General features: G+C 40.9%; 12 protein-coding genes. 8 read left to right on the top strand and 4 right to left on the bottom strand.

The annotated features are described in order from the left end of the window. The first annotated feature begins 4 nt into the window (after positions 1 to 4). The gene (locus ACIQ0H_RS16180; protein WP_403416854.1) at positions 5 to 385 is read left to right on the top strand and encodes a spore germination protein GerW family protein; all 381 of its coding nucleotides are present in this window, start codon (positions 5 to 7) and stop codon (positions 383 to 385) included. Positions 386 to 465: 80 nt separating this feature from the next. Next, on the top strand, positions 466 to 2,058 hold the full coding sequence (locus tag ACIQ0H_RS16185; RefSeq protein ID WP_403416857.1) for a long-chain-fatty-acid--CoA ligase: 1,593 nt from the start codon (positions 466 to 468) through the stop codon (positions 2,056 to 2,058). Between the two features lie 61 nt (positions 2,059 to 2,119). On the opposite strand, the gene ACIQ0H_RS16190 is transcribed toward ACIQ0H_RS16185, so the two are convergent. The 4 genes from ACIQ0H_RS16190 to ACIQ0H_RS16205 are packed head-to-tail and all read right to left on the bottom strand — an operon-like array spanning position 2,120 to position 4,759. Further along, the gene (locus ACIQ0H_RS16190) at positions 2,120 to 2,977 is read right to left on the bottom strand and encodes an ABC transporter permease (protein ID WP_403416860.1); all 858 of its coding nucleotides are present in this window, start codon (positions 2,975 to 2,977) and stop codon (positions 2,120 to 2,122) included. Next, positions 2,958 to 3,887: an ABC transporter ATP-binding protein gene (locus ACIQ0H_RS16195; RefSeq protein WP_403416862.1), complete on the bottom strand. Its 930-nt coding sequence runs from the start codon at positions 3,885 to 3,887 to the stop codon at positions 2,958 to 2,960. The genes ACIQ0H_RS16190 and ACIQ0H_RS16195 overlap by 20 nt, the downstream gene beginning before the upstream one ends. Beyond that, entirely contained in the window at positions 3,880 to 4,299 is a 420-nt protein-coding gene (locus tag ACIQ0H_RS16200) for a hypothetical protein (RefSeq protein ID WP_403416865.1), read from the bottom strand. Before ACIQ0H_RS16200 ends, ACIQ0H_RS16195 begins: the two co-directional genes overlap by 8 nt. 13 nt (positions 4,300 to 4,312) lie before the next feature. After that, positions 4,313 to 4,759: a LytTR family DNA-binding domain-containing protein gene (locus ACIQ0H_RS16205; RefSeq protein WP_403416868.1), complete on the bottom strand. Its 447-nt coding sequence runs from the start codon at positions 4,757 to 4,759 to the stop codon at positions 4,313 to 4,315. A 180-nt stretch (positions 4,760 to 4,939) separates the two neighbouring features. Here ACIQ0H_RS16205 and ACIQ0H_RS16210 point away from each other — a divergent pair, with 180 nt between their 5' ends. The 6 genes from ACIQ0H_RS16210 to ACIQ0H_RS16235 all read left to right on the top strand — a co-directional run bounded on the left by ACIQ0H_RS16210 (position 4,940) and on the right by ACIQ0H_RS16235 (position 14,055). After that, complete coding sequence (locus ACIQ0H_RS16210; RefSeq protein WP_403416871.1) at positions 4,940 to 6,826, top strand: ABC-F family ATP-binding cassette domain-containing protein; 1,887 nt, start codon at positions 4,940 to 4,942, stop codon at positions 6,824 to 6,826. An 18-nt stretch (positions 6,827 to 6,844) separates the two neighbouring features. Beyond that, positions 6,845 to 7,978, top strand: coding sequence for a virulence factor (locus ACIQ0H_RS16215; protein WP_403416874.1), 1,134 nt, complete (start codon positions 6,845 to 6,847; stop codon positions 7,976 to 7,978). A 92-nt stretch (positions 7,979 to 8,070) separates the two neighbouring features. Then, on the top strand, positions 8,071 to 9,429 hold the full coding sequence (locus ACIQ0H_RS16220; protein ID WP_403416876.1) for a methyltransferase domain-containing protein: 1,359 nt from the start codon (positions 8,071 to 8,073) through the stop codon (positions 9,427 to 9,429). Beyond that, entirely contained in the window at positions 9,426 to 12,017 is a 2,592-nt protein-coding gene (locus ACIQ0H_RS16225; RefSeq protein WP_403416879.1) for a polynucleotide kinase-phosphatase, read from the top strand. Before ACIQ0H_RS16220 ends, ACIQ0H_RS16225 begins: the two co-directional genes overlap by 4 nt. A gap of 216 nt (positions 12,018 to 12,233) precedes the next feature. Beyond that, positions 12,234 to 13,433, top strand: coding sequence for a Bcr/CflA family multidrug efflux MFS transporter (locus ACIQ0H_RS16230; RefSeq protein WP_403416881.1), 1,200 nt, complete (start codon positions 12,234 to 12,236; stop codon positions 13,431 to 13,433). Between the two features lie 169 nt (positions 13,434 to 13,602). Then, positions 13,603 to 14,055 (top strand): hypothetical protein, encoded by a 453-nt coding sequence (locus ACIQ0H_RS16235; RefSeq protein ID WP_403416883.1) that lies wholly within the window; start codon positions 13,603 to 13,605, stop codon positions 14,053 to 14,055. Positions 14,056 to 14,270: the final 215 nt, after the last annotated feature.

Consider the following 14,270-nt stretch of genomic DNA (forward strand, 5'->3'; position numbering starts at 1 on the left):
AATTATGGAAAAAATGAACGAGAATGAATCGGTATACAAATCACCAATTAAAAGTATTTTCGAGAAGTTTTCTCGCCATAAGGATGTTTCACTTGTATACGGCGAACCAATCGGACTTAAAAACCTACGGGTGCTACCTGTAGCGCAAGTGAGTTATGCGGTTGGTGGAGGGGGCGGATATTCTGGAAAGAGTGAAAACTCTCCAGAGGGCCAAGGCGAAGGCGGGGGCGGACATTTTGTCATTAAACCTGTAGGTGTCTATGAAATCACACCTGAAAGAGTGAGATTCAAACCCGTTATTGAATTTCGATTTGTTGTTCTTTTATTATCTGTATGTACTATGGGACTTATTTGTTTGTTACGAAAGCAAGGAAATCACCGCTAAATAATAGGCTTAATCGTTTTTTGTAGTGACTGATTATTCTAACTGTTATATAATAGGAGCAAAATGACGAGGTGATCAATATGAACGTACCATTGATATTACCACAATTCCTTGATCGTGCAGTAGCTTTGTATAGCGATAAAGTGGCGGTGCATTGCGAAGGACGAGTCGTTACCTATCAACAATTGAATGATAGAGTCAACCAGCTATCTTGCGGGTTGCGAAATTTGGGGATTAAAAAAGGGGATCATGTCGCCTATTTAGCTGGGAATTCGCTTGAAATGTTGGAAGGATTTTATGGTGTCTTTCAACTCGGCGCTGTCATAGTGCCGCTCAATATCCGTTTGAAGCCGGAAGATTATGTATTTATCTTGAATCACAGTGAATCAAAAGTGCTTTTTGTTGATCAAGATTTATATGACTTAATCAGACCCGTAAAAGATCAGCTAGAAACGGTTAAGCACCTGATTGTCCATTATAAAGATTCGGAAACGAATGAGACAGGTTATGACGAGTGGCTGGCAAATTTTTCATCAGAACCCTTCAATCGTGAAGAGTTAGATGAAAATGATGTGTGTAGCTTGCTGTACACGAGTGGTACGACGGGTAATCCAAAAGGGGTTATGTTGACGCATCGCAATAATTATTTGCATGCGCTCAGTACCATGCATCATTTACGAGTATCCGATTCGGATGTCTATTTACACGTATTACCAATGTTCCATGTCAACGGCTGGGGTTCTCCTTTTTATTACACAGCAAATGGAGCGACTCATATTTGTTCAAGGAAATCAACGCCTGCATCCATTTTCAAAGCGATTCAAGAGCATAATGTGTCCATTTTACATATGGCTCCGACGGTATTAAATGCCTTGTTACAGCACTTTGATGAACATCATCCGCATATCGAGCAAGCTATCCGTGTTATCATTGCAGGTTCTGCGCCACCGCCTGCTTTTATTAAGCGGGTTGAGGAAGAGCTAGGTTGGGAGTTCATCCAAGTATATGGCATGACAGAAAGTACACCACTTAGCCTAATTTCAACCATTCGCTCAAATGTGACGGGTTTAACAAAAGAGCAACAGACTGAATTGAAGGCCAAGGCGGGTTATCCGATGATTGGCAACGATGTTCGTTTGCTCAATGAGTATGGAGAAGAAGTTGCGCATGATGGCAAAGAAGTAGGGCAAGTGGCCGTACGCAGTCACGGTGTCATGAAAGGCTACTGGAAAAATGAGGAGGCGACGAAGGAAGCAATTCGAGATGGTCGGCTTCTCACTGGTGATATGGGGACTATTGATGAGAAAGGTTACATTAATATTGTTGACCGCAAGAAAGATGTCATTATTAGTGGGGGAGAAAACATTTCCTCAATCGAAGTGGAAGGCGTTCTCTACGACCATCCTGCAGTGTTAGAAGCTGCCGTTATCGCTGTTCCCCATGAGAAATGGGGAGAAACGCCCTATGCTTATATCGTTTTGTGCGACAATATGACGGCTACTGAACAGGAAATTATCGCATTTTCCAGAGAGAAATTAGCTCATTTCAAAGCGGTTTCCGGTATCACTTTTGTTGAAGAATTACCAAAAACAGCATCAGGGAAAATTCAAAAAGTCCAGATTCGTGATGCCTATTGGGAAGCACAAGGCAAGGAAGGGCGTTTAGTGAATTAATTTAGAGAATAAAAGCCTGCTCATGCTATGTGGAAATCATAGCAAGGGCAGGCTTTTTTCTTTATTTTTTCTTTCTCTTCATGACAAACAATGACAGTGTAAAAAACAGTAGTGTCGTAGCGAAAAGATAGAAAACACTGAATAATCCCGACGCCTTTTCACCATTAATCTCATAAAATATGCCCATTTCAAATAGGAATTCTTCTTTCATTTCCACCGGAGCGTTTGCAAAAGAATCGATTAGCGAAGTTTCCATTAGAATTTGACGGAACAATGCTGCTGAATGAGAAACAGGGAATAATTTGACGATAGTTTGTAGGTAGTCTGGTAAGCTACCGATTGGAATATAGATCCCAGCTAGAAAACCAAGAAGTGTTCCAATGACTGTACTTGCGGCGGCAAAGGCGTTGGATGTTTTGAAAAAAGAAACTAACAATAGAATCATCGATGCGCTCGCTAACACGGCTAGGACAATCACACCGCTTGTGGCTATCATTTTACCAAGTGGCAGCATTGCTTCTCCAGATACAACAAGAAAGAGATTGGAGACTATTAGTGTGCCTAGACACATGGTGAAGCCGACGATCAATGCGCTTATAATGTATCCCCCAACTAATTTAGTCCGCGAAATAGGTGACGAATAAAAATCCATATAGGTATTATTCGCGCGATCATCTACTAGAATGCCGAACGAGGCAAGCGTTGTCGTCATAGAGGTAACAGCGAGCATTCCAGCGATGAACCATGCCATTAGCAATGCTTTTTTCGCCGGAAAGTCGGGTAGTTGTTTCGCAGTCATGTCTCCTAAAAACAGTACATATAAAGCCACAAGAATAATGACTGCCAGCAGTGAGAAGAAAACACTCGTTTTATCCCGGAAGTATAATAAAATATTGCGTTTAGCGAAGGCTAGCATCATGATTCGCATCCTTTCCATTAATAGCGATGAAAACATCATCTAAACTGGATTTTTTTACTTCAAAAGAAGAAATGAAAGGAGAGAATTTCGCTAAAATTGGTATTGCATCTGTCGTCTGGATAAGTGGGAGATGAAAAAGTGACTTATCCTCTCTGAAATCCAAGCCATCTAGTGTTAGCGAACTACGCAGCCCATCCGCCTGATTGGTAGATATCGTAAGCAGATGTGTCGAATAGTTATTTTTCAATTGCTCTGGCGTTCCTTTCGCCGCAATTCCCCCTTCTTTCATGACAACAACATAATCCGAGTTTGCTGCTTCTTCAATGTAATGTGTTGTTAAAAAAACGGTCATGCCAGTTTCTTTTTGCAATTGTTGTATAGTAGCCCATATATTTTTTCTGCTTTCTGGATCGAGCCCTGTTGTTGGTTCGTCCAGTATTAAAATGGTTGGTTTGTGAATAAGGGCACGGGCAATATCGACACGCCGCTTTTGTCCCCCCGATAATTTTCCATAAGGACGGTTGAGCAATGTAGTTACCTCTACAACTTCAGCTACACGGTGAATTGCTGCGTGACGTTCTTGCTTCGGCATCCCATAAAAAGATGCGCGAATCGTTAAATTCTCTTTGACGGTCAATAACGGATCGAGCAAACTCTCTTGAAACACGACGCCGATTTCCCGGCGAATGGCTTGGTCATGTTTGCCGACAGTATAATTGTTTACAATGACTTGACCTCTATCTTGCTGAAGGAGTGTTAATAGAATGGCAATGGTTGTCGATTTACCAGCGCCATTTGTTCCTAAAAAAGAAAAGAGGGCACCTTCTTCTACGTAAAAACTGATGTCGCTGACAGCTTTTATTTTTCCAAATGACTTTGATAATCCATTAACTTCAATAATTTTAGTCAATAGAAGATCCCCCTTTTTTACGCGCAATGACAGCATTAATTTCTGTAGCGCTCTTTAGATTCCCCATAAATATAACTGTGATGACGACAATATAGGTTAATATACCTGTAGCAATGACGGCTAGTGTGGTATCCCAAGTGAATGGAAACACTCTAAAAACTGCACCCGCAACAAGAAGAACAATCATGACATCTAGTAATTCAATTAATCGTAAAATAAGTGAATTTTGAATGGGGAGCTGATGGGTAGTAAAGATCAAACAGATGATGCTAATTGAAATAAATAGCATATGAACAATCAGTGCTTCATTCATTGGAGGAAAGATGTGTAACAGACTAAAAATAAGATAAAATAGACTGCTGAATGTGAATGAAATACAGCATGTAGAAATGTAATGTTTTAATAAGTCCATATGGTTACCCTCCTCATGATAGAAATTTTGCTTTGAAAGCTTTGACGTAATGTCTATTGACGATTACTTTTTCACCATTTGTCAGGACCGCTTCAAACTTGCCGTTGAATAATGCCCGGACACTTTCAATATGTGCTGTATTAACAATCAAGTTCTTACTAATACGAATAAAATGTGTCTTACTGAGTTTTTGCTCGATTTCATACAGCTTTAAATCGCATTGATAAACTTCTTTTTCTGTGTAACTAAATGTTTGGTTATCGATTGTTTCGATATAATACACGTCCTCTACAAGAAGCGAATACGTCCGTCCCTCTCTTATGCCCGGTAATGCAATGCTGATTTGGTTAATCTGCTTAATTAATCGTTCAAGCTGCTTGTCAATATGCGAACAATTGATAATGATTTCAACCTCTTCATACTTCTTGGATTCATTAACCGTCAAACGAATGATTATCACATCCTCTTAAAGAAATCTTCTTGCGAGAATCGTAACATTTAGTGGAATTGCGAACAATAATTTCCGGGTAACCTGCATTTTTCATACCGTAAGTTGCAAGGATTAGGCAATACCCTTTCAAAAAACCATCCAAATCGGCTATGATAGAACAAGGTAGTTTTTAGAAATGGATGTGTTGTCATGAGTCAATTGATTATCGAAAACCTCACGAAGACGGTTGGGGAGAAAACATTATTTAAAGATATAGCGTTTACGGTCGTGAGCGGAGAAAAAGTAGGTTTGCTAGGTATCAATGGAACAGGTAAGTCGACGTTACTGTCAATTATTGCAGGAGTCGAGGATGCTGATTCGATTTCGTCGGATCATCCGAATAGGTACAGAATTGTTTACTTGCCACAAGAGCCTGAATTTGATCCGGAACTTACCGTAATGGAAACGGTGTTCATGAGTGATGCGCCTATTATCAAGGTCAACTTGGAGTATGAGCACGCGTTGCAGGCACTTTCGACAGATCCCGAATCTACATATAACCAGGAGCAATACTCGAAATTCCAAAACCTAATGGACGATCTATCCGGATGGGATATCAATTCTAAAGCGCGGACGATTTTATCGAAATTGGGTATAGAAACGTTCGATAATAAGATAGGTGAGCTGTCAGGCGGGCAGAAGAAACGAGTAGCACTGTCAAAAGTACTGATTGAGCCAGCTGATCTGTTACTACTCGATGAACCGACTAACCATCTAGATGTCGATTCGATCATGTGGCTGTCCGATTACTTGAAAAATGAACAAGGCGCTGTCATATTTGTCACGCATGACCGCTACTTTTTGGATGAGTTATCTACCAACATCTATGAGTTAGCAGATAAAACGTTATATGCTCACACGGGTAACTATGGGAATTATCTTGAAGCGAAAGCCATGCGCGCGGAGATGGCTGCAGCAACGGACGATAAGCTGAGAAATCAGTATCGTTCCGAATTAAAATGGATTCGACGAGGTGCAAAAGCTAGATCGACCAAACAAAAAGCACGGATTGGCCGCTTCGATGAATTAGCGGAGAAAGTCAAAAAAGAAGAAAGCGCTGGAGAAATGGATGTAGCGCTTAAATCGACACGACTAGGTAAGAAAGTAATTGAAGCAATTGGCATTTCAAAGTCTTTCGATGGTAGAACAATCATCGATAATTTTTCAAGTATCCTACAATCTGGAGATCGTATTGCAGTTGTCGGACCAAATGGGGCAGGGAAAACGACATTATTGGATATGCTTTCCGGGAAAAGCGAACCTGATAGCGGCGTCATTGATGTTGGAACAACTGTTAAAATCGCTCATTTCCAACAACACACACCACTAATGGATGAGAAAAAACGAATCATTGAATATATAACAGATACATCCAATGATATTGAAGATGCGGATGGTGTACGTATTTCAGCGTCACAAATGCTAGAACGGTTCTTATTCCCATCTAGAGCGCACGGTACACCAATCGGTAAACTTTCGGGTGGCGAACGCAAACGCCTTTATCTCTTAAAATTGTTAATGGAACAACCGAACGTCATGATACTAGATGAACCGACCAATGACCTCGACCTTGAAACGCTTTCTGTTTTGGAATCGTTCATCGATACATTCCCAGGTGTTGTCATTACCATTTCGCATGATCGGTTTTTCCTAGACCGAACGTCCACTAAGTTATGGGTATTGGATGGTTCAGGCAACGTTGATACTTGGTTCGGCATCTATACGGATTTCCTGGAAACATACGTAGCTCCAGAAGTAGTAAAGCCTAAGCCGGTAGAAGAAGTGGCACCAACAATACCGGAGCAACAGCAACCGAAAAAGAAAATGACCTACTCCGAGAAAAAAGAATGGGAAACAATTGAGGCGGACATTGAGAAAATAGAGACGGACATTGAAGCAACTGAGGTGCAAATGGCCGCTGTTGGCTCCGATTACGATAAACTGAGCGTATTAACTGCAACACTAGATGAATTAAATGCAACATACGAAACACTAGTTGAGCGTTGGACTTATTTACAAGAAATAGCCGAATCATAAGCAGAGGGGGCAACACAAATGAACATTGTAACAATCGAACCGACACCAAGTCCGAACTCCATGAAAATTGTGCTCGATACGGAATTACCAAAAGGCACAGGTCATAACTATAAGAAAAACGATGCAGAGACAGCTCCACATCCAGTTTCGGCATTGTTGAACATTACCGGTATTAAAGGCATTTATCATGTCATGAATTTTATGGCCGTCGAACGGGTTGGCAATGTAGCATGGGAATCCATTCTTGCGGATGTCCAAGCTGTTTTCAATGAAGAGCAAAGCGAAGAAACAGTGACACCTGAAGAAGTTGACGATAGCTTCGGGGAAGTCTATGTCCATGTTCAAACTTATAAAGACGTTCCACTTCAAGTAAAAGTGTTTGATAGTGCTTCGGAAGAACGCTTTGGTTTAAGTGAACGTTTTGTCAAAGCAATGGGAGCTGTACACAGTACTGAAGTTGAAAACTATATTTTACTACGCAAATGGGCCGATTACGGTATTCGTTACGGGGAAAAAGCTGAAATCGGTGAAACGGTTATCCAGGAAATCGAGGCTGCGTATCCAGAAGTACGTTTACAGGAAATTATTCAACAAGCGAATGAAGACCAAGCGGAATCAAGCCTACGAGGAAGAAAAGTTTCTCTTGAAGAATTTTCAGTAGACGAATGGGAGACAAGGTTCCAGCTACTCGACCAAATGCCAGATCCGGATATGTCGGATCTGCCTTTACTCGACCGTGCGCTTGAGGATGAAAAGATGTCAATCAGACGTCTCGCAACTGTTTATCTTGGCATGATTGAAGACGAAGCGGTCATTCCATATGTAGAAAAAGCACTTAAAGACAAAAGTTGGGCAGTGCGTCGTACGGCGGGTGACTGTATGAGTGATCTTGGTTTTGAAGGATTTGAAAATGCGGCAATCGACGTATTGAACGATAAGAATAAATTAGTCCGCTGGCGTGCGGCGATGTTCCTATATGAAACTGGAACTGAAAAAGCGCTTCCTGCTTTGAGAGCCTCAGAAAATGATCCTGAATTTGAGGTGAAACTCCAAATCCGCATGGCGATTGCGCGCATTTCGGAAGGGGAAGACGCGAAAGGTTCCGTTTGGAAACAGATGACCGAGGCAAGAATGGCGTCAACAAAAGAATAAAGATTGTAAGAAAGAATAGCTTTCGGAGCAGCCTAATTGGGTAGACCCGAAAGCTTTTTTTAAAAATAAAAGTTAAGAAAAGAGGGTCCATCTTGCAACTAACAATTAGAGCTACGGGTGACAACGTGGAAGTCATTTCCTATTTGCTTGCTAAAAACCCCAATTCAATCTACGAAAGAACGCATAAAGGGCATTCTATACGAATGTTTTACAGCCTATTTACTGATACAGCACTTGAGATGACGGTTTTTGTAGCACCGGACCCTCTTGCACTAATGGATCAATCATCGAACGCATACGATATTACCCATTATATTAACGACCGGGAATTTGCGGTGAGTAGTATTTTCATCACCCTAATTCGTTCAGCGTTAGGAACAGCATTGAATGGGCAACCGAAAGATGAGTATGGCAAATGGGTCAATCACCCATTCCGGTTCGAATTTGGCTTTGGTCCTGTCGTTTCAGAACTGTCTGACGAACAAATCCGAGGACTTTTCGAGCCCTTAGGGTATGAGGTAAGTATCGAGTATGGTGAAGCAGACTATGCTTTTCAGATGAAAACAAAAAGTACAGCACGTTACCTTACACTTACGGGCAATGTAACGCTGCAGAAAGGTCTACAACAACTGTTTGTACTTATTCCAGTTTTGGATAACTATAAGCACTATTTCATCGATGAAAGTGAAATCGAAAAGATTAAGAGATATGGAAAAGGTTGGCTTGATGACCATCCAGAAAGAGAATTTATTGTCCGGAAAGCACTACGCTTCAAGGAAGTTTATAGCCTAATGGAAGAGCCTATTGAAAATAGTCAATTAGAAGAAGTCTCTACAAGTAAAGTACCTTTAAGTGAGTTGCGGTACAAAAAAATCGTCGACGTTGTTAGTGACCTCCCAATGAAAAAATCAATTATCGATTTTGGTTCTGGCGAGGGAAAATTAGCTGCCAAATTAGGATTTATCAAAGGAGTTCAGGAAATCCTTGCGGTGGAGCCATCGGAAAAAGAATCGTTGAAAGCGATAAACCGTTTTGAAAAAGTGCAAGATAAAGATGGGTTTGTTGAGCCAACGCCGATGTGGGGATCATTGTTTTATTATGACGAACGCTTAGTAGACAAGGACGTACTCATTTTATGTGAGGTAATCGAGCATATCGATGAGGAACGGCTTCCTAAAGTAATGAAACTCTTACTTGATGACTATAAGCCACGTGTACTCATTATCACGACGCCAAACAGGGAATATAATGCTGTTTACGATATGCCGGATGCAAAGCGACATAGTGATCATCGATTCGAATGGACGAGAAGCGAATTCGAGCACTGGTGTGGAGAGCGGAATCAGTCCGGTAACTACGAGCTGACTTTTGAAGGCATTGGAGAATTCGATGAATCTTATGGTTTTCCGACACAAATGTGTCTATTCGTCAGGAAGGGGGCGTTGGAATGAAAATCATAATTCCATATTCCGGACTTGTATTACTCGTCGGTGTGTCGAACAGTGGGAAAACGACATTATTAAATAAATGGGTGGAACAACAGAAGATTTTACCGTCAGAAGTGATTAGTTCCGATAGGTATCGAGCGATTGTCGGTGATAAGGAATTTATTGGTTGGACAGAACGGCCGAAGGATGAAGCGGACAGCCTAATGGATGAATACCAGGCAATTTCTGCTGAAGCATTCAATATGATCGATCGTGTTGTGGCGGCGAGATGTAGACTGAATAAAGTAACATTCATCGATGCTACGCACCTTAATCCTGATGACCGTAAAAAATATATCGCTCTTGCAAGGAAACAGAATGTTCCCGCCGTTGCAATTATCATGGATGTACCGCTAGAAACGCTACTCGAACGCGATGAGCAGAGGGACAATCCACGTGGGAAACGACGGGTTAAACAACAATTCCAGACTTTGAAGCGAGAAATGCGTTTTATTAAAAAAGATGGTTTTACATCGGTTTATTTCACAGATAGTCTAGAAGAAATTGAGCTTGTGAGACGGAACAATCCATTAATGATTGACGTTGGACACGGTATTGACATCATAGGAGATATTCACGGTTGCTATGATGAGATGATTACATTACTTGCAAAGCTAGGCTACGAAAGAAACGATGAGGGCTTGTTCGTTCATCCACTAGGACGGGTTTTCTTGTCGCTTGGTGATGTCATGAGCAGAGGGCCGAAATCGTTGCAGACAATGCTATTTTTCCAGCAACATGTCGAAAAAGGATTAGCCTATATGATTGACAGCAATCACGGCTGGAAAATTGCTCGATGGCTCGATGGACGTAATGTGACACTTCATCATGGCGATGAAAAGGTAGAAGCCGACTTTGCAGAATATGAAATGAAGTATGGAGCGGAGCAGGCGGCGGACACAAAACAATTATTGAAAGAATTTCTTCTGCAAGCTCCTTCTCATTATGTAATAGTGAAAAATGGCGTGCAGACAGCTGTTTGTACACATGCTGGAATACGGGATGAACTCATCGGGAAGCAATCTCCTGAAGTTGAAGACTTTTGCCGCTATGGAGATACAGATGGCTTTACCGAACAAGGCAAGCCGTTACGTAAAGATTGGACAATCCATCACAAAGGGAGCACGCTCATCATTTGGGGGCATGATCCAAAACCGCAGCCACTCGTCATCAATCATACGATTAATATCGATCAAGGTGTTGTGTTCGGAGGTAAACTGACTGCTTATCGTTATCCAGAAAAAGAATTTGTCTCCGTGACAGCGATGCATGATTATTCAGGAGTTGATGATAATCCTTTGAAAGAGTGGGAAGAGAAAAGGTTAGACCCACCAAATATCGGGAAATTCATTAACGGTTATGCTGTCCGAACGGAACAACTTGGTGCAGTGAAGATTCATCAGGATATTGTGAAACCTGCAATTGATACGATTTCACACTACACAGTGCCAATTGAGCAATTGCTATATATTCCACCTACGATGAGCCCGACTCCCGTCACCTCATCAGAACCTGATTATTTGGAGCATCCGAAAGAAGCAATCGATTATTATAGAAGTCATGGTATTCATACAATGATTGCTGAGAAAAAGCATATGGGAAGCCGGGCCGTTTTATTGTTATTTAAGGATGTAGAATCGGCGAAAAAGGCTGTCGGTTCGGAAACATTAGGGATCATTTATACAAGAACGGGCAGACGATTTTTCGATAAACAAACGGAAGTTGAAATCGTTTTAAAGTTAAATGAAGAACTGATGAATAAGGGCTATTTCGAAAAGTATCAGACGGATTTTGTACTACTCGATGCGGAGATCATGCCATGGAATTTAAAAGCAAAAGAATTAATTAGTGGTCAATATGCTCACGTCGCAGAGAATGCCATTATCGATCGAGCGAAACTGAAAGAAAAATTGGAAATTGTCACAGGTGCCGATAAGGACCTGAACAGATGGCTGGAAGAAGTTAAAAGAAAGTTCGAAAATGCGAAGACGTTCAAAGAAGTTTTTCAACAGTATTGTTGGGATACCGAGGGCACAAAGACTATTCAAATCGCTCCATTTCACGTATTAGCCCATAGCAATGAAACCTTTTTCAATAAAATGCATACATGGCATATGGCAATGAACAAGGAATTTGCAGCGGATTCTTCAATTTTTGTTTCTACAGAATTCAGGGTTATTTCCGATGAAGAAAGTGAACAGGAGACAATTGCTTGGTGGGAAGGGATGACGGCGGAAGGACATGAAGGTATCGTCATTAAGCCGGAAACCTTTATTGCATTCAATAAAGGAAAGCTACTGCAGGCTGCCATTAAAGTGAGAGGTCGAAGATACTTAAATATTATTTACGGGATGGATTATTTAGCGCCAGATAATCTTGAACGGCTAAAAAAACGAAACACAGGCAAAAAACAAAAACTTGCGTTAAAGGAATTTGCATTAGGTGTCGAGGGCATCCAGCGATTTGTCAATGGTGAATCTATCGAACGGGTGCATGAATGCGTACTTGCTACGCTTGCATTAGAATCAGATCCAGTCGACCCAAGATTATAAGTAGTCTGGAATATTGTTATGAGTAGTATGATCTCGGGTAGTGGTAGTTAAATATGACAATGAAATACCCTGGAAGACTGATTCACAACACGTATGATGTTGTGAATCAGTCTTCTTTCATATTTAGCGTATTGGTGGTAGAGTAAAGGACTTATGCACCAAAATTGTAGTCACTTCACGAATTTATTTACTAGTAGTAGAAAGGTTGTTTTAATCATGAAACCAGTAACAGGAACAAAAAGATTTCGTTTTGCGGTACTCCTTGGGACACTGGCTGCGATGGGGCCTTTGTCGATCGATATGTACTTGCCTTCATTCCCTACGATTGTAGGCGCGTTTGATACAACAGCATCCTTCGTACAAGTTAGCTTAACCGCTTGTCTATTAGGAATTGGCTTAGGCCAACTCGTACTGGGACCCATGAGTGATGTTCATGGGCGGAAGAAGCCATTACTGATAGGACTGGCTGTCTATTTCGTTGCTTCCTTTTTATGTGTTATTGCACCAACTATCGAATTTTTTATTGCTGCACGTTTTATGCAAGGTTTCGCGGCGTCTGCAGGCATAGTCATTTCTAGGGCGGTTGTTCGGGATGTCTATAGCGGGCGTGAACTTACAAAATTCTTCGCTTTGCTGATGCTTATTAATAACTTAGCACCCATTCTCGCCCCCATTTTTGGAGGAACAATTCTTGCTTTTACGGACTGGACAGGTGTATTTGCAGTATTAAGCGCAATCGGCTTTTTACTATTTGTCGTTGTATTGTGGAGGATGGACGAAACCCTACCCGATCAAATGCGTGTACCAAGTAGCATATCCAATACATTGAAAAATTTTCTGTCTTTACTTAAAAATCGACAATTCATGGGCTTTGCACTTGCCCAAGGTTTCATAATGGCTGGTATCTTCGCTTACGTTGCAGGTACACCTTTTGTCTATCAAAATATTTACGGGGTTTCGCCGCAAGCGTTTAGTTTACTTTTTGGTATGAATGGACTCGGACTTATATTAGGAACTCAAACAGTAGGGCGCCTAACAGGTATTTTATCAGAAAAACAATTTTTGGAAATCGGTTTATTCATGTCCATTACTTCTGGCACTTTGTTGCTCATTGCGGTCTTGTTAGACGGACCGCTCCTTACGATTGTGGTGCCGATTTTCTTTTTCGTTGCCTCAATCGGCGTCATTTCAACATCATCCTTCTCATTGGCGATGGAATCACAAGGACATATCGCAGGTAGTGCTTCTGCATTGCTTGGATTACTGCCCTTTATACTAGGGTCAATAACAGCACCACTTGTAGGAATAGCAGGTGAAGAGACAGCGATTCCTATGGGGGTTATCATCTTCACCGCTAGCCTAATCGCAGTTCTTGCGTATGTTGGATTGGCTAGGGAAACCCTGAAAGAAAACTAAACAAGTTGAATACACGTAGATCTATATGAACTGAGCGTAGGGCTATCCAAAGCGGTTTTAATAGAATTTCTTCATAGGCAGTCGCTTACTCAATGGAGTAGGCGACTATTTTTTATCTTTTGCAGATCATGTGAATAGAATAGATAAAACGCAAAGGATGTGAAAATCATTGAGAGAAGTCATCATAGCATTGCTTAGCTCTACAATCACCATCGTTATCACCAGTTTTTTTAACTATCATTATCAATTAAGGCAAGCGATTCGCAATGAATCAGTTAAATATACAACTGAAATTTTGAAAATGATTTATACACCCATTTATAAAATACTGATTGCAGCTATCGTTCCTGGAGATGATTATGTTGGTATTACGAAGGAAATGCTCTTTGAAATTGAAGACATCACGAACAAAAACTATGAATTGGTGGATCCTCATTTAAACACGATTATTTGGTCGTTGAAAAAAGAGGTAAGACGGGAGCATTACGAGGAAAGCTTAAAGTTATTTGATAAAAACATGCAATTATTGACCCATGTTGAACATAATTTCAATTTTTATAGGAAAAGAATAGGGTTACCTTTTGATAAAACAAAGGTTAAAAAATCTTATTGGATAGCTTGAAGCTTTATGCAGATAGTGTCCTTTAAATTAGGGGAAAGTTATACAAGTGCCGCTGTTCAACAATGCCGCCGGAATATAATATAGAGAAAAAGTATTTGTATCAATGCTTTTTTACTTGTTTCGGCAGAAGTCCCCCTAATCCATATATGGGTGATGAAAGGTAGATAGCTCTATAGTTCATAAGGGCTTCAAACCCCGCTGAATCAAGTTAAGCC

The sequence above is a fragment of the Sporosarcina sp. NPDC096371 genome (assembly GCF_044762865.1).
Classification (GTDB): Bacteria; Bacillota; Bacilli; order Bacillales_A; family Planococcaceae; genus Sporosarcina.